A 24,018-nucleotide genomic window follows, 5' to 3' on the forward strand; every position below is an offset into this window, starting at 1 on the left:
GATGCTCGGGATACAGGCGTTATTGGCGCGGCTTGTCGATTTGGTCCTCATCGTGACGGGGGCCATGGTGGCGTCGCATATTCGCTTTGAGGATCTAGGGCAGAGTCGAGGAGACGGGGCGTTCATTACGTTTTCCGTCGCATTCGCGTTGGTGTCGTTTCCGGTTTTCGGCTTGTACGAGTCGTGGCGTGGCCGTTCGATGTTGCGGTTGACCGGGCAGGGTTCGATAGCGTGGCTGGTAGTGCAGGCGTGCGGTCTGGTGCTGATGTTCTCGCTGCACCGCACGGATTTCATCTCACGCCTGTGGTTCGCCTATTGGACCGCGATCACGGGCGGTGCATTGATCGTATCGCGACTGATGTTACATGCCGTTCTGCGCAGCGTGCGTTATGCCGGTCTGAATTTGCGCAACGTGGCAGTGCTCGGGGTCGGGGCTCATTGCCAGGAAGTGGTGGGCAAACTCGAGGCGTCCCCTTCCAGCGGTTTTCGTGCATCCGCGGTGTTCGATGTGGGGCCGGAAGGAAGTGTCGTGCTGAACGGCGTGCCGGTGTTTGACGATTTTCACAGGTTTGCCGAACACGTTCGGAGCGCAGGCGTACGGGAAATCTGGCTGGCTTTGCCCTTGGCGGAAGCGTCGACCATGCTGCGCTTCGTCAATGAATTCCGTGACGACCTCGTGAATATCCGCTTCATTCCTGACGTGCGCAGCATGGCGTTATTCGAAGGCGGCGTGATCGACCTGATCGGGGCGCCGGCGATTAGCCTTGTCGCATCGCCTTTGCCAGCACGCGCAATCGTGCAGAAGGAAATTTTCGATCGCGTATTTGCGGCGCTTGCGTTACTCGCGTTGATACCGTTGTTGACGATCATTGCGGTTGCCGTGAAGTGTTCATCGCGTGGGCCGGTGTTTTTCACGCAACATCGCAAAGGGGCTGATGGCCGCGTGTTCAAAATCTACAAGTTCCGGACGATGCGTCCACATGCCGAAAAGACAGGTGTGGTCACGCAGGCTACGAAGGGTGACCCGCGCATCACTCGCGTGGGTGCTCTGCTGCGACGGACGAGCCTTGACGAGCTACCGCAGTTTTTCAACGTGCTTCGCGGCGAAATGTCGGTGGTCGGGCCTCGTCCGCACGCGATCGAACACGATGAGCTTTATCAGAAAGTCATCAACGGCTACATCCATCGCTACCGCATCAAGCCGGGCATTACAGGTTGGGCGCAGGTTAATGGATTCCGCGGTGAAACGGACCGGGTCGAGAAGATGCAGAAGCGAGTGGAGCATGACCTTTACTACCTGCGCAACTGGTCGTTCGCGTTGGACATGCGGATTGTCGTGACAACGGTAGCGAAGGGACTAGTTAGCAGCAACGCGTATTAGCGCTCCAGATGAAACATTCATGCGGTTATTAGATTTCCGAATTGACGCTGCGAACCACGCCTTCAGGCTTGACGGTCCGGGTGACGATGCGTAGCCGATTCCTCACGAGTGTACGCATACAGATCGCGTGTTCCGCGTGGAGACAGTGCTTGACTCGAGATCTGAGCGCGCATTGGCCGAATCCGGGAAATGATTTTCGCCGTTCCTGGTCGGCAATGGCAATCTCGATGTGAAAGAAGAGTTGGACGAAATTCGAGGAATGACTGATGGGATTTTTTGGAAAGTGTAGTGGAGATGGAGTGGAACGTCCTGTTCGCCGCTGTACTCGTCTACTGATGAGTGTCGCCGCAAGCGCTGTGTTGTCGGCATGTGCAGTGGCTCCTGGTATGCGGATGACTACTCCGGCAACGCTGCCGGTCGCAAGCGGGAACTCAGAGGTGCCACCGACCGAAATGCAGATTCCGATTACCGATATCAACGTCGCCTTGACGGAAAGGATGCGCGAGGCGGATGTGCAGGCAAACGCAGTACAACTGGGCGAGCTGATGAGTAAGCCGGAGCCGTACACATTGGGGGTGGGCGATGTCCTGCAGATCACCGTATGGGATCACCCTGAACTGATGGCGGCTCTGGGCGCCCAGACGCAAACGAACAACCGGCCCTTCGATCCGGCGCAAGGATTCGTGATTGACACCAACGGTAATGTGCAGATGCCATACGCGGGTAACGTTCATGTTGCCGGCCTACGTGTCGATCAGAGCCAGCAGGCGGTGTACGCCGCATTGAGCAAAGTGTTCGTCCGGCCGCAGGTGACGGTGCGTGTGGCTTCGTTTCGTGCCAAGCAGGTGTATGTGGACGGTGAGGTGCGCGCGCCGGGCGCTGTTCCGATTAACGATGTTCCGCTGACCCTGTTCGAAGCCGTCAACCGGGCCGGGGACTTCAGTACGACAGCCGATCAAAGCCGGATGGTCCTCGTGCGGGATGGCGTGTCATATCGGTTGAATCTCACAAGCATGCTATCGAGCGATCAGAACCCTTCAAAAATACTGCTAAAGAACGGTGACTTGTTGCGTGTCGTTTCGCGTGATGACAACGGCGTATTTGTCATGGGCGAGGTCAATAAGCCTGTAACCGCCATTCCCATGAAGAGCGGCAAGCTGACATTGAGCGATGCCCTATCGCAGGCCGGCAGCGTGAATACTGCCAGTGCGGACGCAGCGCAGCTCTATGTGATTCGCGGCGCGTCCAACACGGCGCCGCAGGTATTCCATCTCGATGCACGCTCGCCAGTCGCCATGGTGCTCGCGAATCAATTCGAGTTGCAGCCTAAGGACGTCGTGTATGTGGATGGTAACGGTCTGGTTCGCTTCAGCCGCGTGCTGAATCTGCTGCTGCCCGCGATTAATGCAGGCCTGACCGGGGCGATTGTAACGAAATGATAGACAGCATCCTTGTTGTGTGTGAAGGAAACATCTGCCGAAGTCCGATGGCTCAGGCGCTGCTCACGAAACAGTTGCCTGGCGTTAGTGTGATGTCCGCCGGCTGGGCCGCGGTTGTCGGACGCGGTGCCGATCCCATCGCTGTCGAATTGATGGCGGAGCGTGAGATTGACATCAGAGGTCACGTTGCCGTGGACCTGAACCTGCTCCACATGCGCTCGGCAGACCTTGTTCTGTCGATGACGCAGGAACAGCGCAAGAGGATCGAAACGAACTATCCCTTCGCGAAGGGCAAGGTCTATCGCCTCGGCGACCATGAGGGCACTGACGTACTGGACCCGTACCGAAAAGGACGCGCGGCCTTCGAAACGGCCTTGGCGCAGATCGAGCGTGGCGTGGCGCGCTGGCTCGACGCAATGGTTCGATTGACTCACTAATCTATGGCATCCGTAAACCAAAATCGATTTATCGATTCGTCGAATGGCGACGAAATACATCTCTCCGACTACCTTTCGGTTATCGCGGAGAGCTGGAAGCTGATCGTTGCCATCGCGACGACCGTGTTGATAGTCGGGACTCTCTATGCGTTTATCGCAAGGCCGGTGTATCGCGCGGACGCGATGATCCAGGTTGAAGACAGTGCAAATTCAACTAAGGACGCACTGGGCGAACTGGCGTCGATCTTCGACACCAAGCAAACCGCCGACGCTGAGATCGAGCTGATCCGATCGCGACTCGTGGTCGGCCAGACAGTGCACTCGCTGCACCTCGATATCAGTGCGCAGCCGCGTTATTTCCCGTTCATCGGCGCTGTCCTGGCGCGGCGTGCGGGGACCAATGAACTGGCGCTGCCTCTGTTTGGACTCGGGCGTTTCGCGTGGGGCGGCGAGAAGATCGAAGTATCAGTATTCAATGTGCCGCCTGAGCGATACGACGCGAGGTATACGTTGGTGGCGCACGGCGGCGACAAATTCGATCTGGTCGATCCCGATGGCGAGGTTGTTCTTCATGGACACGTGGGCAGTGTGGTCCGGGGCGGCGAAGCAGCTGGTCCAGTTGAATTGCAGGTCTCGCGTCTTGAAGCGCGACCGGGCACACAATTCTTTCTGACTCGAGCTTCCACGCTCCTCACGACCGATCAACTGCAGGATGCGCTTGTCATTGCCGAGAAAACCAAGCAGTCCGGGGTGATCGGCGTCTCGCTCGATGGCGCGGACAGCAAGCGGACTGCCGAGATCATCAATACGATCGCCGCGACCTATGTCCAGCAGAACATCGACCGGAAGTCGGCAGAAGCGGAGCACACACTCAGCTTTCTCGATCAGCAATTGCCGCAGCTTCGCAAGCAACTCGATCAGGCAGAGGATCGCTATAACGCATTTCGGAATCGGAAGGGAACGGTCGATCTGACCGAGGAAAGCCGTCTACTGTTGCAACAGATTGTCGACAGCAAAACCAAACTCGTCGATATGCAGCAACAGCAGATCGAGATGACGCAGCGTTTTACGCCGTCACACCCGGGTGTTGTGGCGCTGAACGCGCAGATCGCCTCACTCGAAGCGCAACAGACCCAGTTGAACCAGCGTGTCTCGACTTTGCCGGATACGGAACAGTCCGCCCTGCGCCTGCTGCGTGATGTGCGTGTCAACACGGAGTTGTACACGAACCTGCTGGACAGCGCGCAGCAGTTGAAGATCGTCAAGGCGGGTCAGGTTGGCAATGTACGCGTGGTCGACTACGCCGTTGCGGGCGAGGTGCCGGTCAAGCCGAAGCGGGCACTCGTGATCGTGCTGGCGGCAGTGTTGGGGCTCATTGCGGGAACAGTGGCGGCATTTGTCAGGAGCGCGCTGTTCGGCGGCGTGGAAAACAGCGAGGAAATCGAGCAGGTGCTGGGCTTGCCGGTTTATGCAGCCGTGCCGCACAGCGAGACGCAGGTGCGTTTGCGTCAAGGCATGCGGCGAGGCCGCACCGGCCATCACGTGCTTGCTTCGATCGCGTCGCACGACGTGGCCATTGAAGGGATTCGGAGTCTGCGCACCGCGCTGCAGTTCGGCCTGCTCGACGCTGCCAATAACGTGATCGTCATTACCGGTCCGCGTCCTGAGGTCGGAAAATCCTTTATGTCGGTGAATCTGGCGGCGGTGCTCGCGAGCGGACGCAAGCGCATCTTGTTGATCGATGCGGACATGCGGCGTGGCGATTTGCACAGCTATTTCGGCGTGTCGAGGCACCCGGGACTTTCGGATGTCATCGCGGGTCTGGACATCAACAGTGCGGTGCTGCGTGAAGTGCTGCCGAACCTGGACGTCCTGCCGAAGGGCTCATTGCCGCCGAATCCGGCCGAACTGCTGATGAGCGAGCGCTTCAAGACGATGCTCGATCACGTTTCGAGTCTCTACGACATCGTCATTGTCGACACACCGCCGTTGCTGGCCGTGACCGATGCGGCGCTGATCGGTAAGCATGCAGGCACGACCTTGTTGGTGGTGCGTCATGGCCGCCACCCCATGCCGGAAATTCTGGAGTCTGCCAACCGTCTGCGCAATGTCGGTGTCGCCCTCAAGGGCGTGCTGTTTACCGATGTGCCGCAGAGGCGTCTTGGCTATGGCACGTATTACTACGGCTACGAAAGCAGTGCGGATTGAGCGGCACAACACCCGAGCAAGGCGCGAGGACGGTCCCGGCGCATCGATTACGAGGAGCATCACACCATGAGTCACAAAGTTGCCTTGATTACCGGCGTCACAGGTCAGGACGGTTCGTACCTCGCCGAATTACTGTTGAACAAGGGCTATGAAGTTCACGGCATCAAGCGCCGGTCGTCGCTGTTCAACACGGAACGAATTGATCACCTGTACGAGGACCCGCATGCATCCGATCGCCGCTTCATCCTGCACCACGGCGATCTGACCGACTCGACCAGCCTCGTGCGGATCATTCAACGCGCGCAGCCTGACGAGATTTATAACCTAGGGGCACAAAGCCACGTCGCCGTCTCGTTCGAGGAGCCGGAATATACGGCGAACGCGGACGGCATCGGCGCGCTGCGCATTCTTGAGGCAATCAGGATTCTCGGTCTTGAAAGGAAGACGCGCTTTTATCAGGCCTCGACGTCTGAACTGTACGGATTGGTACAGGAAATCCCGCAAAAGGAAACCACGCCTTTCTACCCGCGAAGCCCCTATGCGGTGGCCAAGCTGTACGCCTACTGGATTACTGTCAACTACCGCGAAGCGTATGGCATCTACGCGTGCAACGGCATCCTGTTCAATCACGAGTCGCCGGTGCGCGGCGAGACCTTTGTGACGCGCAAAATCACGCGAGCAATCTCCCGCATTGCAACAGGCCTGCAGGATTGCCTGTACCTCGGCAACATGTCAGCGCTGCGGGACTGGGGGCACGCGCGCGATTACGTCGAGATGCAATGGTTGATGTTGCAACAGGAACAACCCGAAGACTTTGTGATTGCGACGGGTGTGCAGTACAGCGTGCGTCAGTTCGTTCAGCAAGCCGCCGCCGAATTGGGTGTTCACTTGCGCTTTGAGGGGGCTGGCGTCGACGAAGTGGGCATTGTCGAGCGCGTCGTAGGTGGTGAAGCGAAAGTCGCGCCGGGCGACGTGATTGTGCGTGTCGATCCGCGCTACTTCCGTCCAGCCGAAGTGGAAACGCTGCTGGGCGATCCGACCAAGGCGCACGAAAAGTTGGGCTGGAAGCCGGTTACGTCGTTCGAATCGCTGGTCAAGGAAATGGTGCTAGCCGACTATCAGGTCGCGAAGCGGGATGCGTTGGTAACGCTCGCGGGTTTCAAGACGTTTGAGTTCAACGAGTAAACACCATGGACAAGAACGCTCGAATCTTCGTCGCCGGACACCGTGGGATGGCCGGCTCGGCATTGCTACGCAATCTCGCTTCACGCGGCCACGACAATGTGGTGACGCGGAGCCGCGCCGAACTTGACCTGGCCGACCAGGCTGCCGTCGAGCGATTCTTCCGCGACGAGGCGATCGATGTGGTCATACTGGCTGCCGCAAAGGTCGGCGGCATCCTGGCTAACGATACATATCCCGCGGACTTCCTGTATCTGAACCTGATCATCGAAGCCAACGTGATTCATTCGGCGTATCGCGCGGGCATTCAGCGGCTGGTGTTTCTCGGGTCGTCGTGCATTTATCCGCGCGAGGCGCCGCAGCCGATCAAGGAGGATTACCTGCTGACCGGTCCTCTGGAGAGCACGAACGAGTGCTACGCGATCGCAAAAATCGCGGGCATCAAGCTTTGTGAGGCTTTCAACCGGCAGTTCGGCACGCAATATGTTTCGCTGATGCCGACCAACCTCTATGGACCGAACGACAACTACGACCTGAAGACGAGTCATGTGTTGCCGGCGTTGTTGCGCAAAGCCCATGAAGCGAAAGTGAGCGGTGCGGACAGTATCTCGGTGTGGGGAACAGGACGCGCGCGCCGCGAGTTTCTGCACGTCGACGACATGGCGGATGCGGCTGTATTCATGCTCGAGCGTGGGCTTGGGGGCGGCTGGTACAACGTCGGCTGCGGCGTGGACGTCACGATTGAGGAGCTGGCCCGTGCTGCGATGCATGCCGTTGGCTTAGATGGCCGTATCGAGTTCGACGTAAGCAAACCTGACGGCACACCGCAAAAGCTACTCGACGTCAGCAAGCTGGCGGAGTTCGGCTGGCGGGCGAAGATCGGCCTGCAGGAAGGATTGGCCGGGACCTACGAGGATTTCTTGCAGAGCTACGAAACGCAAGTCCTGGAACGGGCCTAAGCGCATCTGCCAACCAATGAAAATGATGCGATTCGGCGAAAGCAGCGTGACGTGGGTCTTTGCACAACAGGCTGTGTCGCGCCTGCTGGTGGCGTTCAAGTTCTTCCTGCTTGCGCGCCTGTTGGGGCCGCAATCGATCGGTCTGATTGCGGCTTGCCTGATGGCCTTGTCGATCGCGGAGTCGTTGACCGAGATGGGGATGAGCCATGCGCTGATCCAGCGGCGGGAGTTGCTGGATCAGCGTGGCCTTGACGCACTGTGGACCGCAACCGCGCTGCGGGGCTTGTTGCTGACGGTCGTTTTGTTCGCAGCGTCTGGCTTGATTGCGCGGTTAATGAATATCCCGGAAGGCACCGCCGTATTGCAGATGGTCGCGCTGGTACCGCTCGCGAGGTGCATCGCCAGCGTGCGCGTCGTGGTCGCGCAGCGAGAGCGGCGTTTTCGTACGGTCGCATTGTTGACGAGCAGCTTTGTCGTGGTCGATTTCGTGATGTCAGCGGTCGCTGCGCTGACCTATCGTGATGTGTTCTGGGTGCTCGCAGCGTTGCCGTTGTCGGAGTTTCTCAAGGCCATCGCCTCATACATTGTGTTCAAGACGAAGCCGCGGTTGAACTTCGACACCAAACCATTGGGCGAGGTCATGGGGTTTGGTCGCTGGGTGTGGGCCAGCAGCTTGCTCACCGTGGTTGTCAATCAGTTGGACCGGATCATCACCGTCAAGACATTTGGCGTGCAGACTTTGGGTCTGTATCAGACCGCAAGCCGCCTCGCGCAATTCGGCGTGGCCGATTTCGGCATTGCGATGAGTCAGTATCTCTTTCCGAATTTTTCCGAACTGGCGCGCCGGGACAAAAGCCGCGCCGCGCATTATGCACTGGCGTTGTTCAGTCAATTGGGGACGATCGCGCTCGTGGTCGCGACGTTTCTCTGTGTCGCCACGCGCGACATCATCCAGTTGGCGCTAGGTGGGCAATGGAGCGGGGCCGTGCCGTTTTTCCGCATCTTTGTTTATCTGATGGCGGCCGGTGTACTGGTCGGTCTGCTGACCTCCTACCTGCGTGGCACAGGCAGGCCGAGCCGGGTGACGCGCGCGACGGTGGTGCAGTTGGCGTGCCTGCTGGCTTCATCGGCGGTTCTAGTGCCGTGGCTCGGCCCCATTGGCGTCGCGTTCGCCGCAACGATTTCGGTGTTTGTCTGTGCAGCGTTGATGCTCTGGGACGTCGTGTCGGACGACCGTGAGCAGATCCGGCAGTTGCTTCCACTCGCCACAGTGGGCGTGCCGGTTACGGCGTTGATCGTGATCCTGGCGCAGGTGTTCTCGTCGTTTCCGTATCACGCAGTGGGACTCGGGTTCGTCTGTGCTGTCGCTCTGGTGTTGCCTCTACAACGGCTGCGAGCTGGAATTTCACTGACCGTCCGGAGAGAGAACGTTATGCGCGTCATGCACGTGGTCCTGACGCCACGGCATTCCGGAGCCGAAATGCTCGCCGCCACGTTGGCGGAGGTGCACACGAGCAAAAAAAACGGCGTGGCTGGAGTCATGGGAATCAACCCTTGCGAGGTAGCCTTCCGGCCGGTTTGGTCGAAACTGGAGGAGAAGGGCGTCTGGTGCGCGTCGCCTGCACGATTGCTGGGGCGTCTGGGACGCTTGCGCTTTATTCGCGCGACACTGCGCGAGTTTCGCCCTGACGTCATCGTTGCGCATTCGGTCATTCCGGCGGCTTACGCACGCCTCGCCATGAAACTGACGACATCGGCTATTCCAGTCGTCACCGTCATGCATGCGGCCACCAACGACGACTACGCAGGTGGTCTTCTCAGGCTAAGTGAGCGCATTCTCAAAGGGGACGCGGCGGCTGTGGTCACCGTCACCGAGACAGCTGCCAACAATTACCGTTCGCGGTGCGGCGCGCCTCGCCGGCTTCTCATCATTCCAAACGGTACTGATCTTGATCGCTTCGCATTCGATGAAAACGCCAGATGCCGGCTGCGGGGCGAATTTAAGGTTGACGACAGTGTGTCAGTCGTACTTCAAGTCGGGCGCCTGTCGCCGGTGAAGAATCAGGCGGCTAGCGTGCTGGCTCTGAACGACATGTTGCTCGCAGGCCAGTCAGTCGAATTGTGGCTGGCAGGACTGACGGAAGACCCGTCCTACGGCGACGCGTTGAAGCGATTGGTCGAGCAGCACGGTTTATCCAGCAAGGTACGATTTCTAGGGAGCCGGCCGGACGTTGCGGCGTTGCTGTGCGCAGCGGACGTGTACGTCATGCCTTCCGGACGCGAAGCACACAGTGTCGCGATGATCGAGGCACTCGCGAGTGGCGTGCCCATTGTCGCTTCGGCTATTCCCGTTTTCGAGTTCGCCACGCGTTTCTCGGGTGTCGTGACGGTTGATCCGGCAAGTCATCGAGATTACGCGGCGTCAATCACAAAGGTACTCGCGCAAGCGAAGATTCGTCAACAGCGCGACTTGAGCGCCTATTCGATCGAGCGCGTCGCTGAACGCTATGCCGCGCTATTCGGCGACGTCACGTCGCGCCCGAGATTCGGTACTGGCACGGCCCAGGAAGGTGCGACATGACGAGGCTGCTTTTGGTGGAACCCGAGGCGACGGGGCACCGCATGGTGCTGTATGTCCGTCTGATAGCAGAAGAGGCACTGCGGCGTGGATGGAAAGTCACGTTAATGACGACAGCGTCGGCGCTCGCTCATGCCGCGACGCAAAGTGTGATATCGGCCTTGGGACCCGATCTGGACGTTGCAAAAATGCCGGAGATTGCAAGGGAAGCCCGCTATGGAAAGCTCCAGTTGTTGTTCGGGCAGCGCGCCTACCTGCGTGCGTTCAAGCAGGCCTATCGTGAATACCGTAAGACGGGTGCCGCTGATTTCGTCTATGTCCCTTACCTCAACTACATCGACAAGATCGTCGGATTGTATGGCTCGCCCTTTGGCACGACACCCTTCGGCGGCATGATCCTTGCCGCGAAGTTTCATCATCAGGCGTGCGGTATCGCGGGGCCGGGAGGGAAGATGGATGTCGTCAATAGAGTGCTGTTTCAAAGAATGCTGCGCTTGCGGGCACTAGTGCTCGCTACCACGATAGATGAACCGTTGCCGAAGTACGTCACGCAGAACATGCCCGCATTGGCGCCCAAAATCAGATATGTCCCAGACGTTTCGTTCGTCAGCAAACCTGCGCAAAGGCAGAGGGCTCGACATGCGCTAGGGTTGGAGAAAGACCACTTTGTTATCGCGTCCTACGGCTCTCTCAGTCCGAGAAAAGGCCTCGCCCGGCTATTGAGCATGTTTTCAGCGGCTGACCTTCCCAGGCACTTCAGGCTCGTGCTTGCCGGCGTACAAGATGGCGAGGCCGTCCAATTGATCCAGTCTTTTATGTCGGAGGCTGGGGCGTGCCGGTCGCAAGTGGTCTTGATGAACAGGTTTTGCTCCGCGCTTGAAGAAGGTTTGGTATTCGCGGCCGCCGATACGATGTGGCTGTGCTACGAGAATTTCAGTGGAATGAGCGGCGTGCTGATCCAGTCGGCTCAAGTGGGTGTGCCTGTGATCACCTCGAACTACGGCCTTATCGACCACAATCGGGCAAAAAATTCTCTCGGCCTGCGATGGGACGATTTTCTTCTCGCGGCGTCGCCCGTACCGCACTTTGACTGGGGAAAATTGGAGTCGATCGTGCATTTCCTTAAGGACTCGCCTCAGCTCGCCGACTTTGCGCTCCAGCACAGCCCCAAAAATTTCGGACGCAACGTCTTGGATACGATCGACCGCGTTCATCCGATGGAGGGCGCGCGTGACTATCGTTAACCTGATGCGCAGATTGCGGGGCCAGCGTGCCGGTTCACCGCACACCATGCACCGATCGAACAAGGACGGCATCGCGAATGAACGTCTGCGCGTCGCTATCGTGTACCACTTTTTCCCGCATTACCGAAAAGGCGTTCTCGATGCGATCAGCCAGGACGATTTTGACGTGACGTTCTTTGGCGACCCGGTAGAACGCTACCAGGGCATCCCTGCGTTGCGTTTCGAAATCGACGCGGATTTCAGGCCGGCCGCCGTCAAGGTGGTAAAGGACATCTCGTTTCAATGGGCCGCGGTACACGCAGCCTTATCGAGCGAGTTCGACGTATTGGTATTGCTCGCCAATCCGAATTTCTTTACGACCTGGCTGGCGGCGGCAATCGGGCGCTTGACTGGCAAACGCGTGCTTTTCTGGGGGCACGGATTCCTGTCGGACGATCGGTCTTTGAAAAATTACATCAGGCGTATCTTCTTCTCGCTCGGACACGCACAGTATCTGTACGGCTACCGCGCCAAATGCATTGCGGAAAGTTTTGGTTTTCGCTCGAGGGACCTCTACGTAGGGTTCAACAGCCTGGACTACCAGTCTCAGTTGCGGACACGACGTGCGTTGTTGGAGCGTCCTGAAGAGCCTCGGCAATCCTCTGAAATTCGCGTCCTCGGTGTGTCCAGATTGACGGACAAGTGCGCATACGACATATTGATGCATGCGGTGTCATTGGCGCAAGAAACGTCGGAGCGGCGATTCAAGTTGACGTTGATAGGCGGAGGCCCCGCGAAGAGCAAGCTTGAGGCGCTTGCCGCGCAATTGAAGCTGGACATCGACTTCGTTGGTGAGCTGTACGACGAGGAAGCGGTGGCCGGCTACATATTTGATTCCGATGTTGTCGTGTCGCCCGGAAAAATCGGTTTGACCGCAATGCATTCGCTCATGTTCGGTACACCGGTCATTAGCCACTCCAACATGAACCAGCAGATGCCCGAAGTGGAGGCGGTTGCGCCGGGTATCTCGGGAATCTTATTCCGTTACGGCGACAGGGTTGACCTGTCGAGGTGTCTGATTTCGGTTCCGGACGTATTTCGTGACCGACGCCAGACGCGAGAGAACTGCTTCAGGATTATTGACGAAATATACAACCCTTTTAGGCAATGCGAAGTGCTCTCGGATGCGATCCATGGCAAGGCGGCTGGGCAGGGCAACGACATGCAAGTACTCTATGGAGATGCGTATGAAGGCCGAGCTTAGAGTCGCGCTGCGCAGCGCCAGGAGGTTGTTCTGGCGGACGCTGCTCAGGTTGAACGACGTGCATCCAACGGTGCTATTCGGCGGCTATGGCGATATCAGCCGGGACTTTCATGCGGACGAATATGTCTACGTGGGTCCCGGCTGCCGGATCAATCCTGGCGTTCGTGTCGGCAGTTATTCGATGCTGGGTCCAGACGTGCAAATTGTGGGCAACGACCACGTCTTCGATATTCCGGGTGTCCCGATCATTTTTTGCGGCAGACCTGCGTTTCGTCCGACCCGTATCGGCAAGGACGTTTGGATCGGGGCCGGCGCGACCATTCTCTGCGGAATGACCATTGGCGACGGCGCAGTGGTGGCGTCCGGGGCGGTTGTTACCCACGACGTCCAACCGTTCACGGTGGTCGGCGGCGTACCGGCACGTCTTATGAGACGCCGCTTCCCGATCTTGAGGGATGAATTGATACACAGAAAAATGCTCGAAACGCCTGTTGTTTCGGGTCAGTATTGCGCTCCCGTAGCGGCTCACCAGGAGGCGTGAACAATGATTTTGCAAGGTGTCGATTCCAAGAATGCTCCTTCCTTCTCGCTCAAAAATCGCGTGGCACGCGTGCTATGGGGGATCGTCTACGTAGCGTTTTTTCTTCCGACGCCTCGCCCCTGTCATGCGTGGCGTCGAGGCATTCTGCGAGCGTTCGGTGCTAAGGTCGGGGCAGGGGCGCACATTTATCCGCGAGTCAGGATCTGGGCGCCGTGGAATCTCTCGATTGGAGCGCTTGCGGGCGTTGCCAACGGCGTCACGCTTTACTCCATGGAAAAGATTGTTCTGGGGGAACGTTGTGTGATCTCACAGGGTGCGCATCTGTGCACCGGCAGCCACGATTTCAATGATCCTATGTTTCAGCTCACGGCACAGTCAATATCCATTGGGCGCGAGGCATGGATTTGCGCGGAAGCGTTTATTTGCCCTGGTGCGGAGATCGCTGAGGGGGTTGTTGTGGGTGCTCGATCGGTGGTGACCCGCAGTCTGCGCGAGAGCTGGACGGTATATGCAGGCATGCCTGCGAGAAAGATATCCATTCGAACTGGATCTGGAGAAAAACGATGAGCAATGTCTCAGTCCTAATTCTGACAAAGAACGAAGAAAAGGATCTTCCAGGCTGCCTGGAGAGCGTTATCGAATGGTGCGACGACATCCATGTCTATGACTCGTACAGCACCGACCGCACGGTTGAGCTTGCCAGGGTGCTCGGCGCGAAGGTTACGCAGAGGGAATTCGATAACTGGGCTAGTCACCAGAACTGGGGACTAGCCAACATCAAGTTTAAGCACGATTGGGTGTTGTATATCGACGCCGATGAACGCGTGACTAAAGATCTGGCCCGTTCGGTACGCGAGATGGCCACCTCCTCGACCGACTGTGTTGCTTTCGAGGTACAGCGTCGTGACTTCTTTAGCGAGCGATGGCTGAAACATGTCCAGGTGTCGCCCTACTATGTTCGCCTTTTCAAAACCGGCGTACATTCGGTACGAGCGGATGGTGAATCCGGTCACCGTGGTCAATGGCAAGACAGGCAGGATTGACGGATATCTCGACCATCACCCGTTTAGCAAAGGTGTCTCGCACTGGCTGGCGCGGCACAATTCGTATAGTTCACTAGAGGCCGACCAATTCCTGATCAACGCTAGCAACGGCGAGAAGTTCAAGGTGTCGAAGGCGCTGCTGGCCGCGGATTTTCAGGTGCGCCGTTATCATCAAAAGGGCTTGTTTTACAAATTGCCGCTGCGCCCGCTGGTCAAATTCTTTGTGCTATACGGGGTTCGAAGGGGGTTTCTGGATGGAAAACCCGGATTCGTTTACGCCGTGTTGCAGTCCATCTACGAATATTTCATCGTGTTGAAGGTGCAGGAGCGTCTGAAGGCGCCGAAAGCATGAAGAACTCGCTCACCCGGTCCAGCGCGGCCACCGCCGATCGGTGGTCCTCCAGGAAGGTCCTGATCTATGGCCTCAACTATGCACCCGAGCTCACCGGCATTGGAAAGTACAGTGCCGAGATGGCGGAATCGCTGGCCGAGGCAGGATACGAGGTGCGCGTTGTATGCGCGCCGCCGTATTATCCGGAGTGGCAGATTGGTGCCGGTCACTCGGCCTGGCGCTATCGCACTGAGCAACATGCGGCCGTGCGCGTGCAGCGTGCGCCCGTGTGGGTGCCGAGTCGTCCCAGCGGGTTGAAGCGTCTCCTGCATCTCGCGAGTTTCGCCGTCGCGAGTCTACCGACGGTGTTCGCACAGTTGCTGTGGCGCCCCGACATTGTGATCGCCGTTGCCCCGAGTCTGATGAACATTCCGGCTACCTTGATGTTCGGCAGGCTTACAAAGGCTCGCACGTGGCTTCACATTCAGGACTATGAAGTCGATGCGGCTTTCGAGCTTGGGATGTTGAAAGGCAAGCGGTTGAGGCGGTTCGCCTTGGGTGTCGAAAGTTGGTTAATGCAGCGCTTCGACGTCGTATCGACGATTTCCGCGAAAATGATCGAGCACGGCCGCAATAAAGGTGTGGCTTGCCCGCGATTATTTGCTTTACCCAATTGGGTCGATGTGAACGTCATCTTTCCGCTGGAACGCCCAAGTCTGTACCGGACGGCGCTGAATATCGCCGAGGATTCCGTCGTCGTTCTGTATTCCGGGAACATGGGCGCCAAGCAGGGTATCGAGGTGTTGGCGCAGGCGGCCGCTGTTCTTGCACACAGAGAAAACATCCATTTCGTGCTTTGCGGAGACGGGCCATGCAAAGGAAGTCTTGTTGATCAGTGCGGGCATCTGGCGAACTGTACATTTCTTTCTTTGCAGCCGTTTGAGAATCTTAACGATCTGCTCAACGTTGCGGATATCCATGTCCTGCCGCAGCGAGCGGATGCAGCTGATCTGGTCATGCCTTCGAAGCTGACTGGCATGCTTGCAAGCGGCCGCTCCGTCATCGCAATGGCTCGCGCAGGGACCGAACTCTTCGACGTGGTGTCTCCGCGGGGCGTGACGGTTCCGCCAGAGGATGTTGAGGCGCTGGTGGCGGCGATAGAAAACCTGGCAGACGACAAGGACAAGCGGGCTCGGCTTGGCGCTGCTGCACGCGCCTACGCTGAGACGGAGTTGTCGCGCCGGGCGGTGATGGAACGGCTCGATGGCAAGTTTCAGATGCTGTGCGATCGGGTTAGGGGGCGGTCGGTTCTTACTTGAGGGGGCTTTGTATAAGCGGGTCGGCGGCGCTCGATCTCTGAACAGGTCTAGGCGGTAGACGATGTGGTTTATTCGGCTGATCCTTTGGCAGATTCCGACAAACGCGGCATATTGGCGAATCGACTTGATACGATCCAAAGCCTATCCACCGACGGCTGGCTGAAAATGAACTCGACGCGCCGGACGACACTATCGCGGATCGGTCGAATCGGGATGGGGCTGGCGTGCACCATGAAATTGCACGGTGCACGGGCTGAGCATAGTGGACTGCTCGCTTCTCGCAGCCGGTTGGAGGCGCTCCAGCAGGAAGATTTCAGCGCGCGTGCGCGGGGTGGCGCGCGGGGTGACGGCAAGTCTGATGACACGATAGCGCTACAGTCCTGGATCAATTTCCTGGTGGCCAATCAGAAGCGGGGCACACTCGGTGCCGGCACCTATTGCATTAGTGCGCCGCTCGTCATTCCGGCCGGATTTGAGTGGGCGATAATTGGTGACATTGCCGGGGGCACCCGTATTCTGCAGACGACCGACAACGTACCGATCCTCGATATTGCACCGAATAGTCCCAAGCCGCTAACGCACACGTGGCGCATCTCTAACATCGAGTTCGATTACGCGAACGAGCAGCCGGCTTCTCACGAGAACGCAAACCCAATTCTGTTTTCTCAGATGGTGTGTGAGTTTTCACTAACAGGCTTACGTTTCGCGCGTGGATCCTACGCAATCAAGGTGAAGCCTGGCATTGGCGGGCCTTGGGGTGGTGTCTGGGATGAACTTGTGTTTGAAGGTGGTTTGAGCGCCGGCGCAATGCAGTGGACTGGATGCGTTAACGGTGTCCCGAATAATAGATGGGGACGGTTTTTCGTAGATTGCCACCGTATGATCGGTCCCGTCTTCAAGGACGTTCGTGGCTACAACTGGGTTGTGGACACCATTGAATTCATTGCTGCACAGCAAGGCGCCCAACTTTTCTCGATCGCAGCTGGAAGTATGTGTTCGATCAGGGCGATAAAACTCGAGAACGGCGTCTATCGAAGATCGGTCAACCTGTTCGAAATCGGCGCAGGCGCACACGTCACAGTCGGACAATTTCACATTGGTGGAAATGCCATGGTGTTGCGTTCTGAACAGGGTGCAATAACGCTTTTCGCGACGGGAATCGGAGGGCCGACGGGGAGTTTCGAAATCGACACCCTTGTTGCGACCGCAACCGAGTTGCACGGTGATGTCTTCGTGATAAGTGGCGCCAAGGGCCCAATGCGGATTAGAAACATGTCGCTCGATGGTCATAAATGGCAGCTCTGCGACAACGGTTTGTCAGCGACTGGCGACACGCTGGTCCTCGATCAGTACAAGAACGATCGCGTCTCGAGGAACCTCGGGGATGCCGACTACGCTGTGGCACTTGGAGATCCGAATATTCTGTCGTTCGAGACGCCATTCACATCCCCGCGCACGCTGCGGCTCCCCAATGCTGCGAACAGCATGTTCAACGGTCTCTACTATGTGGTCCGATTGTACGGTGCGGTCAACCGCGATAACAACCTGGCGATTCAATGCGGAAGTTCGGTGAAATTTGTCGCGAGCGTCGACAAGACCTTGATCCGCTTTGCATGGCGCCGAGATGCCAACGCTGCTTCCGGCTGGATTATGACCGGGTACGAGCCGTTGCCTTGAACTCGTCGTCTTCTGGCAATAGGGCGATCAATCTGTTTCAAGAAATGAAGTAGTAACAAGGGCAATCATGCGTGTGAAAAATGGATCGCTAATGACAATGCTGTTTCTGCTGCCGCTGGCGTTCGACTATCGGAATGTAGATGACAGTCAAGGGCATTTGCTCCAGATCTTGCTCGTTGCACCTGCGCTAATCGCGGGTGCGCTACTGGCGCTTGCAGGCCCTCGATTTGGAGGCAGGTCCCAGCTTCGAACATTCGTGACTGCGGCGTTAATTGTGACCGTAGCGGGCAGCATAGTCACCCAGCTAGTGCAGGGAAACGACATCGGGAACTATCTTCGGGTGATATTGCCGTTCATTCTATTTCTAGTCGCGTATCTAGTAGGTTGTCACCCATGGAACGAGCGCAGGTTGAAGGCGTTCAATCGTTATATCTTCGTCGGCATGGCGCTATCGATGGCTGCGAGTTTCGCTTATGGAATGTTGACAGGAGGCTCGATTGATGAGGTACGGTACAAGGTTGTATCTCCGGTTCTGTTGGGCTTTCAAGGGATGCTGCTCTATGACATTGTCGTGCGGCGACAACACGCCAAGGTGGCAGGGGTGTTCTTCGCGGCGACTTTGATCGTTGAGCTATTGAGTGTGACAAGAAGTTTGCTAGTTGGCACGATTTTGTTATTTATTCTAGCAACGTGGCTCGCCGCTCCTACTGTAAGTCATCTTGCGAAGTCGCTGCTGCGTACGTTTATCGCTATCGCAGGGTTTGGTGGATTGATCACCGCGGGTGCGTTTTGGATATTTCCCTCCGTACTTGATCATTGGACTCAGCGGTTGTTCTTCGCAGCGGGCACGCAAAGCGGTCAAGACCCAACGACTCTCAGCCGTCTGGCAGAAGTTGATGATCAGGTTTCTCAGGTTACAGCCGATGTCACATCACTGATCATAGGCAGAGGCTACGGGCACGAATTTCACTATGGAGAGAAATACATCCTTCAGATGCTTGAGTTTTCACGTCGTAGCGATCTCGAAGCGATACACTCCTGGGCGGCTGGGCACAATTTCTGGGTATACCAACTCTTCGCTGGCGGAGTCCTCTTTGGTGTCGCTCTTCCTTTGGCACTGGGATACGTTTTGTACCGCTGTACTAAAGCTTATCGCCGCTTTCGCGGCTTGCTGGAAGATGCCGGCCCCGTTGGAGAAATGGGCCGATATCTGATGACGGTGGCTGCTATGCTGGCAACGACTATCGGCGGGAACCCGCTCGGACCCCGCTACTCGGGATTGATATATGGACTCGCACTTGGTCTGCTTGTCTCCGCGCACGCTCGGACTTCGATAGCGCGTCAAACGGAGACTGTCAACAGGGCGTCCCAGCGAGTATTGGAAACAACCCCCAATATCGGGGCAGCCTTCCAATAGCAGTTCAGGTCCTTGTGCGATCTGGCTTTCCGTAACGCATATCGGGTCAATTCTCGAGAAGCGCCCGGTTTCGGAAATTCTCGCCAGGCGTTTCGGCAGCATATGTGCGGCGATAGTTGCACCTACCGCGCCAACGTGCCGCCCATTAATGTCGGGATGATGGAGGAAAGCAGGATTGGAGCTTCGAATATGCTAATTCGTTTTCCGGCGACGCGTGACTGACGCGCGCTAGAAAATTACCATGGCGACCTATAGAAGCTGGTAACCGGATCCCGGCCGCCAGATAAATCAGTCCGTGTAACGAAAGATGATGCCGGCGCAGCGCTCTGAGAGCCGGACATATCGCTGTTTCCCGACTGACCGCTGCGTACGCCTCCAGTACTCCGGCGCAACGTCCCCTTCCCAGCCGAAGCCCTCCCGCCGCTCCTTGCTCCAGGCGACGACAAACCCTCAACCGCCGCGAGCCCGTAGCTCGTCAAATGATGGGCGCTATCCATCTTTCCAGACTGGCTTCCAAAGTGCGCTGAGTAGCTATCCTCGAAATCCTTGGGCGCGCCGTACAGGGGGCTAGTGTGAGCACTCTGCAGTGGCTTGGTATTACGCGTTTGACTATCGCGCGCGGACGTTTGGCTTCGGATTGAACTCGATGCGTCATCACCTGAGAGATAGTTCGTCTCGTAGTCCGGAGGTGATCCAAGCAGGGGACTCAAGGACGAATCCGAACCCGCCTGCCCACCGCGCGGCGGATTACCGCTTGAATATTGGGCTCGCATTGAGCCCAGGCTGCTTTGCGCATACGCCGACGAGCAGGTGATGACAGCCACCGCGGCCGCCACTGTAGTAATCAGGGGAATTTTCACGAAACACCTATCCATGCGCAGGCCAAAATGCCGGCGCTGCTCTGCAGCGGCAGCGTGGCGCCAAAACAGATCAAAGCCGCCCACGCGAACTTGCAGTCGGCCTGCATCTGTATACGTGCAGACCCACGCGATGCCGTGGAGAAGCAGCGCAAACGCATTGAGCCTACTACGAATCATGGCCAATACGTCACCAGGAAGTAGAGTGGGCCGCATCGCGCCCGATCGTGTAGTACTTCCAGCCACTATCCCTCATCACACTGGGCTCGTACAGGTTGCGTCCGTCGAATATAACCGTGTCGTTGAGGGCTTCCTTCACCTGCTCGAAGTCGGGACTGCGGAACTCCTTCCATTCAGTCAGGATCACCAACGCATCGGCGTTTCGGAGCGCCACGTCGCGCTCTTTCGCAAAGGTCACATGCTCGTAGTCGTCGGGGCCGAGGTCTTCCGCCAGGCGCCGACGGGCTTCGTCAAGGGCAACGGGGTCGTACACGTTGACCGACGCTCCACCGCGAATCAATGCTGCAATCAGTTGCCGGCTGGTTGCCGCTCGCATGTCGTCAGTGTTCGGCTTGAAGGCAAGCCCCCAAATGGCAAAGCGTTTGCCATTAAGTGCGTTATTGAAGTGCTGTTTGATCTTGTCAAACAGTACCGTCTTTTGCAGTGTGTTCACATACTCGACCGAAGCCAGAATGTTCAACTCCATGCCGTTTTCGTTGGCGGTATGCATCAGCGCCTGCACGTCTTTCGGAAAACAGGAGCCACCGTATCCGCAGCCAGCGTACAGGAAGCTGTAACCGATGCGTGGATCAGAACCGATGCCGCGCCGGACATGTTCGATATCCGCGCCGACGCGATCCGCCAGGTTCGCGAGTTCATTGATGAAGGAAATCCGTGTGGCGAGCATTGCATTGGCCGCGTATTTGGTGAACTCGGCCGATCGCACATCCATGCACAGGGTGCGTTGATGATTGCGGTTAAACGGTGCGTAAAGCTGTTCCATCAGGCTCTTCGCGCGCAGCCCTGGGACGTCGGAATCGTATCCCAGGACGATTCGATCTGGTCGCATGAAGTCCTCTACAGCAGCGCCTTCTTTGAGAAACTCCGGATTTGAAACCACGGCGAACTGTGCATCGTGGCCGCGTGCCGCCAATTCCTCCGAGATCGCATCACGCACCTTGTCCGCGGTACCCACTGGCACGGTCGACTTATCTACAATGACCTTGAACGAGTCCATGTGCTGGCCGATGCTGCGTGCAGCAGCAAGCACGTACTTCAAGTCTGCGGAGCCGTCCTCATCCGGCGGGGTTCCGACCGCGATGAACTGGATATCGCCGTGTGCAACCCCTTTCGCGATGTCAATGGAAAACGTCAGACGACCGGCGTCGCGATTACGCACGATCACTTCCGATAGACCAGGTTCGTAGATGGGTACACCGCCGCTGTTTAGCTCTTCGATCTTCGCTGCATCAATATCGAGACACAGCACATCATTGCCCAACTCCGCGAGGCATGCTCCGGTGACAAGACCGACATAACCTGTTCCGACGATAGTGACTTTCATGGATTCTGGTGCGCGTGGAAAGTGGAAATATTCTGCGAGTCGGCATGTAAATGCTAGCCTGATCGGCTTGTCCGAAGGCATAAGGGTCCGACGAGCTCGCATCGTTACTCAACGAAACCTGTTTGGGGAATACCTGGCGCAAGGCGACAATGTAATTTCTCTTTTCGTCAAGGTTTGATCGACATGTCGAGCCCGGCGGGAGCGAAACGAGCGTATCTGCTTCGCTAGTTGGAAACCGACGATTGGAGAGGCCTGGTGAATGGCGCGCCGTTTGTGGAGAGGGCGCCTCTAAGAAGACGTCGGATAACGTCCCAAGATTGTCGGACAGAGCCAAATCTCGCAACGTATCCTTCTTAGAATGTGCACGGCTATTCGACGAGCGGGAAGTATGCGTGCGATAACTATCTCGAAGACGTACCGGCACAGGGCACGCGCGTTGATCGGTGCTTTCACACGCAATCTGTCATGAGTTCCTCTCTAGTAACAACGTTCTTCTCGATCATTTTCTGCTGAATGGCCATGCTTCCAACCCTTATGTTCTTGAATGTCGTCGATGTAACACCACTGGTAGCCATCGACCTTATCATCGAGAACGAGATGGGCGGTTATCTTCTCGGGCGCCGCGTTAACAAACCCGCTCAAGGCTTCTGGTTTGTCCCAGGCGGTCGCATTCGCAAGAACGAGCGCCTTGACGACGCCTTTCACCGGATCGCAAGCGAGGAACTTGGTCGAACCGACCTTAGACGGGCCGATGCCGACCTTCTTGGCGTGTACGAGCATTTGTACGAGGACAATTTTAGTGGTCAATCCGGTATCTCGACTCATTACGTTGTACTCGGGTACAAGCTGCGGGGCACTATTGAACTTGCGAGCCTGCCGGACCTGCAACACACAGCGTACCGTTGGGCCACGAAGGAAGAGATCACGACCGATGCGGAGGTTCATCTGAACACGCAAGTTTATTTCGGTGGTCCCGCGCTACGGTGCGGAGACCGCTTTTCAATATGATATGGACGCCCTCCTCGGATCCGGGGGCGACTGTTTCGTCGAGCGGGCGAATTCGTTGGCAGAAGAGTTAGCCGACGCATGCACACGGCGGTGAATCCCAGATTTATTGTGTCCGCTAACGTCAGAGTCTGGTTGATATCTGCCAGCCTGGCTCCAGGCGCGCCGGTGGTCGCTCATACTTCCATTCTCAATTGACCTCGGTGAGTGCTTCTGTGCCTTCGAAATCTCATCTTTCCTGCCTGCCCAATACGTGGGCTCTTTTCTGATCCATCGTCGAAATGTCGGGCGGGGGCGGACAACGCGCATCGTGAAATATGCGTGTAGTCAGATGTTTGAACCTGCGGACAACAAGACCGATTTGTTGTCGGAAAGCAAAAGTCTACGAAATGCCCGCACACCGGCCGATAGTCGGTTGAGATGGAGGAAAAAAGAGAATAGTTCGAGAGACCAAGGCGAGGTATTTTCTCGGCGCGCACTGGAACCCTCTAACTGGCGTTAGTGGCCAGTGAATTGGAGGCGAGGCCCACTTCAACGGAAGGGATGGCGAACCCCGGGCGCCGGTCGTCAAGGAATGACACGAACACCGCAAAGGGTTAAAGCGTACTGGTAGCGCACAGGACTCACAGGGGCGGAATTAATTGGAAACGGGATTGGTAAGCGGGGGAATGATCGATGACGGAGAATGAACTCATCCAGGAGTCGGCCGCGCTGCGTGGTCAAGGCAAATATCGGGAAGCGATCGACCTCATCGAGGTGAACCTTCCGAACATCGAGGGGGACATCCGACGCAATGCCCAACTCGAGGCATTCCGGGCCGCAGTAGAAGCCGGGGATGCCGAAACGGCGCACGAGTATGCGACAACGATTGCGGCCGAAGAACCGGCTCGGCCGAGCATCCTAACCGTTGTGCTGACCAACGGCGTATTAGGGTGGCCGATCAGGCCGGAAACGGTGACACAAGGCGGCCACGCCTAAGTGAACCGCAACCGCGGCGCGTCATGGAGGCAAACGCTGGACGGCCGTGTGGCGTCTCACCGCGCAGTGCGCGAGATGAAGGGCGACGCTTACGCTGCATTTTATCCCCGGCTACGACACGTCGTCGCTGCCGTCGGTATCCCTGTCCAACACCTACTTGCTAGCTCAGTGGCGTGGCTTGGCCGTCGAGTAATTGCAGGGGGATCATCGGCGATGAGAGAGTGGACAGGGGCAGCTTGAAGCGCTCGCAATCGCGTACGTTATTTCAAGGAGATAAAAAGAAGCCCGCCGCACGAGGTGTCGGCGGGCAAAAAGAATCGAGGGGTGTCGTCGGACCGGGATAACCCCTCGAATCGGCCAGTCGCCAGTATCGAGCGGTAAGAATGGCGCGGCGCACAAATGGCGGTGAGAGTTAAGATTTTGTCCGAATCGGGCATTCGCTGCTATTGCGCGGGCTGAGTGCAAGCCGGCTGGTAGTCACGCACAGCGATGATCAGCGAGTGGCTCGCATGTGAAAAGCTGTGGCGAACCATCCGAAGTGAGTGCCCGACTCTGCAAGCTGATCGGTCGGCGGTGGACGTTTAGTGAGGGAAAAAATAGTCGGCAGATTGAGGC

At 57.4% G+C, this 24,018-nt stretch carries 19 protein-coding genes; 18 read left to right on the forward strand and 1 reads right to left on the reverse strand.

The genetic code is table 11. The features are described 5' to 3' along the window. Position 1 precedes the first annotated feature (1 nt). From B0G76_RS41450 to B0G76_RS41520, 16 genes are all read left to right on the forward strand, one after another. Positions 2-1,381: an undecaprenyl-phosphate glucose phosphotransferase gene (locus B0G76_RS41450; RefSeq protein WP_120298649.1), complete on the forward strand. Its 1,380-nt coding sequence runs from the start codon at positions 2-4 to the stop codon at positions 1,379-1,381. A 386-nt stretch (positions 1,382-1,767) separates the two neighbouring features. Continuing rightward, entirely contained in the window at positions 1,768-2,820 is a 1,053-nt protein-coding gene (locus B0G76_RS41455) for a polysaccharide biosynthesis/export family protein (protein WP_409076790.1), read from the forward strand. Further along, positions 2,817-3,257 carry a low molecular weight protein-tyrosine-phosphatase gene (locus tag B0G76_RS41460; protein WP_120298505.1) on the forward strand — a complete coding sequence of 147 codons (441 nt, stop codon included), beginning with the start codon at positions 2,817-2,819 and terminating at the stop codon, positions 3,255-3,257. Before B0G76_RS41455 ends, B0G76_RS41460 begins: the two co-directional genes overlap by 4 nt. Positions 3,258-3,260: 3 nt before the next feature. After that, entirely contained in the window at positions 3,261-5,465 is a 2,205-nt protein-coding gene (locus B0G76_RS41465) for a polysaccharide biosynthesis tyrosine autokinase (protein WP_120298506.1), read from the forward strand. Between the two features lie 66 nt (positions 5,466-5,531). Next, a complete protein-coding gene (gene gmd, locus B0G76_RS41470) occupies positions 5,532-6,650 on the forward strand; it encodes a GDP-mannose 4,6-dehydratase (RefSeq protein WP_120298507.1) in 1,119 nt (372 codons plus the stop codon). Between the two features lie 5 nt (positions 6,651-6,655). Then, a complete protein-coding gene (locus B0G76_RS41475; protein ID WP_120298508.1) occupies positions 6,656-7,606 on the forward strand; it encodes a GDP-L-fucose synthase in 951 nt (316 codons plus the stop codon). 22 nt (positions 7,607-7,628) lie between these two features. Further along, positions 7,629-10,187: an oligosaccharide flippase family protein gene (locus B0G76_RS41480; RefSeq protein ID WP_259460994.1), complete on the forward strand. Its 2,559-nt coding sequence runs from the start codon at positions 7,629-7,631 to the stop codon at positions 10,185-10,187. Further along, on the forward strand, positions 10,184-11,428 hold the full coding sequence (locus B0G76_RS41485; RefSeq protein WP_120298510.1) for a glycosyltransferase: 1,245 nt from the start codon (positions 10,184-10,186) through the stop codon (positions 11,426-11,428). Before B0G76_RS41480 ends, B0G76_RS41485 begins: the two co-directional genes overlap by 4 nt. After that, on the forward strand, positions 11,415-12,671 hold the full coding sequence (locus B0G76_RS41490; protein ID WP_147394163.1) for a glycosyltransferase: 1,257 nt from the start codon (positions 11,415-11,417) through the stop codon (positions 12,669-12,671). The genes B0G76_RS41485 and B0G76_RS41490 overlap by 14 nt, the downstream gene beginning before the upstream one ends. Further along, complete coding sequence (locus B0G76_RS41495; RefSeq protein ID WP_259460995.1) at positions 12,655-13,212, forward strand: DapH/DapD/GlmU-related protein; 558 nt, start codon at positions 12,655-12,657, stop codon at positions 13,210-13,212. Before B0G76_RS41490 ends, B0G76_RS41495 begins: the two co-directional genes overlap by 17 nt. Positions 13,213-13,215: 3 nt before the next feature. After that, positions 13,216-13,779, forward strand: a complete 564-nt coding sequence (locus B0G76_RS41500) for a putative colanic acid biosynthesis acetyltransferase (RefSeq protein WP_120298512.1) — start codon at positions 13,216-13,218, stop codon at positions 13,777-13,779. Next, entirely contained in the window at positions 13,776-14,255 is a 480-nt protein-coding gene (locus B0G76_RS44475) for a glycosyltransferase family 2 protein (RefSeq protein WP_259460996.1), read from the forward strand. The genes B0G76_RS41500 and B0G76_RS44475 overlap by 4 nt, the downstream gene beginning before the upstream one ends. Next, positions 14,209-14,607 carry a hypothetical protein gene (locus B0G76_RS44480; protein ID WP_259460997.1) on the forward strand — a complete coding sequence of 133 codons (399 nt, stop codon included), beginning with the start codon at positions 14,209-14,211 and terminating at the stop codon, positions 14,605-14,607. Before B0G76_RS44475 ends, B0G76_RS44480 begins: the two co-directional genes overlap by 47 nt. Next, positions 14,604-15,905 (forward strand): glycosyltransferase WbuB, encoded by a 1,302-nt coding sequence (locus B0G76_RS41510; RefSeq protein WP_120298513.1) that lies wholly within the window; start codon positions 14,604-14,606, stop codon positions 15,903-15,905. Before B0G76_RS44480 ends, B0G76_RS41510 begins: the two co-directional genes overlap by 4 nt. Positions 15,906-15,989: 84 nt before the next feature. Beyond that, on the forward strand, positions 15,990-17,582 hold the full coding sequence (locus B0G76_RS41515) for a hypothetical protein (protein WP_147394164.1): 1,593 nt from the start codon (positions 15,990-15,992) through the stop codon (positions 17,580-17,582). 91 nt (positions 17,583-17,673) lie between these two features. Continuing rightward, positions 17,674-18,999: a hypothetical protein gene (locus B0G76_RS41520; protein ID WP_120298515.1), complete on the forward strand. Its 1,326-nt coding sequence runs from the start codon at positions 17,674-17,676 to the stop codon at positions 18,997-18,999. A 1,047-nt stretch (positions 19,000-20,046) separates the two neighbouring features. Here B0G76_RS41520 and B0G76_RS41525 read toward each other — a convergent pair. Next, positions 20,047-21,420: a UDP-glucose/GDP-mannose dehydrogenase family protein gene (locus B0G76_RS41525; protein WP_120298516.1), complete on the reverse strand. Its 1,374-nt coding sequence runs from the start codon at positions 21,418-21,420 to the stop codon at positions 20,047-20,049. A 519-nt stretch (positions 21,421-21,939) separates the two neighbouring features. Here B0G76_RS41525 and B0G76_RS41530 point away from each other — a divergent pair. Next, the gene (locus B0G76_RS41530) at positions 21,940-22,428 is read left to right on the forward strand and encodes a GDP-mannose mannosyl hydrolase (protein WP_120298651.1); all 489 of its coding nucleotides are present in this window, start codon (positions 21,940-21,942) and stop codon (positions 22,426-22,428) included. 672 nt (positions 22,429-23,100) lie between these two features. After that, a complete protein-coding gene (locus B0G76_RS41535) occupies positions 23,101-23,403 on the forward strand; it encodes a hypothetical protein (RefSeq protein WP_120298517.1) in 303 nt (100 codons plus the stop codon). The last annotated feature ends 615 nt before the right edge of the window (positions 23,404-24,018 follow it).

Origin of the sequence: Paraburkholderia sp. BL23I1N1 (genome assembly GCF_003610295.1) — a bacterium.
Taxonomy (GTDB): Bacteria; Pseudomonadota; Gammaproteobacteria; order Burkholderiales; family Burkholderiaceae; genus Paraburkholderia.

Excerpts from the sequence above, each read along its gene's own strand:
- B0G76_RS41450 (WP_120298649.1), top strand. The coding sequence starts at position 2 with ATGCTCGGGATACAGGCGTTATTGGCGCGGCTTGTCGATTTGGTCCTC.
- B0G76_RS41455 (WP_409076790.1), top strand. The coding sequence starts at position 1,768 with ATGCGGATGACTACTCCGGCAACGCTGCCGGTCGCAAGCGGGAACTCA.
- B0G76_RS41460 (WP_120298505.1), top strand. The coding sequence starts at position 2,817 with ATGATAGACAGCATCCTTGTTGTGTGTGAAGGAAACATCTGCCGAAGT.
- B0G76_RS41465 (WP_120298506.1), top strand. The coding sequence starts at position 3,261 with ATGGCATCCGTAAACCAAAATCGATTTATCGATTCGTCGAATGGCGAC.
- gmd (WP_120298507.1), top strand. The coding sequence starts at position 5,532 with ATGAGTCACAAAGTTGCCTTGATTACCGGCGTCACAGGTCAGGACGGT.
- B0G76_RS41475 (WP_120298508.1), top strand. The coding sequence starts at position 6,656 with ATGGACAAGAACGCTCGAATCTTCGTCGCCGGACACCGTGGGATGGCC.
- B0G76_RS41480 (WP_259460994.1), top strand. The coding sequence starts at position 7,629 with ATGATGCGATTCGGCGAAAGCAGCGTGACGTGGGTCTTTGCACAACAG.
- B0G76_RS41485 (WP_120298510.1), top strand. The coding sequence starts at position 10,184 with ATGACGAGGCTGCTTTTGGTGGAACCCGAGGCGACGGGGCACCGCATG.
- B0G76_RS41495 (WP_259460995.1), top strand. The coding sequence starts at position 12,655 with ATGAAGGCCGAGCTTAGAGTCGCGCTGCGCAGCGCCAGGAGGTTGTTC.
- B0G76_RS41500 (WP_120298512.1), top strand. The coding sequence starts at position 13,216 with ATGATTTTGCAAGGTGTCGATTCCAAGAATGCTCCTTCCTTCTCGCTC.
- B0G76_RS44475 (WP_259460996.1), top strand. The coding sequence starts at position 13,776 with ATGAGCAATGTCTCAGTCCTAATTCTGACAAAGAACGAAGAAAAGGAT.
- B0G76_RS44480 (WP_259460997.1), top strand. The coding sequence starts at position 14,209 with ATGGTGAATCCGGTCACCGTGGTCAATGGCAAGACAGGCAGGATTGAC.
- B0G76_RS41510 (WP_120298513.1), top strand. The coding sequence starts at position 14,604 with ATGAAGAACTCGCTCACCCGGTCCAGCGCGGCCACCGCCGATCGGTGG.
- B0G76_RS41520 (WP_120298515.1), top strand. The coding sequence starts at position 17,674 with ATGACAATGCTGTTTCTGCTGCCGCTGGCGTTCGACTATCGGAATGTA.
- B0G76_RS41525 (WP_120298516.1), bottom strand. The coding sequence starts at position 21,420 with ATGAAAGTCACTATCGTCGGAACAGGTTATGTCGGTCTTGTCACCGGA.
- B0G76_RS41530 (WP_120298651.1), top strand. The coding sequence starts at position 21,940 with ATGCTTCCAACCCTTATGTTCTTGAATGTCGTCGATGTAACACCACTG.
- B0G76_RS41535 (WP_120298517.1), top strand. The coding sequence starts at position 23,101 with ATGACGGAGAATGAACTCATCCAGGAGTCGGCCGCGCTGCGTGGTCAA.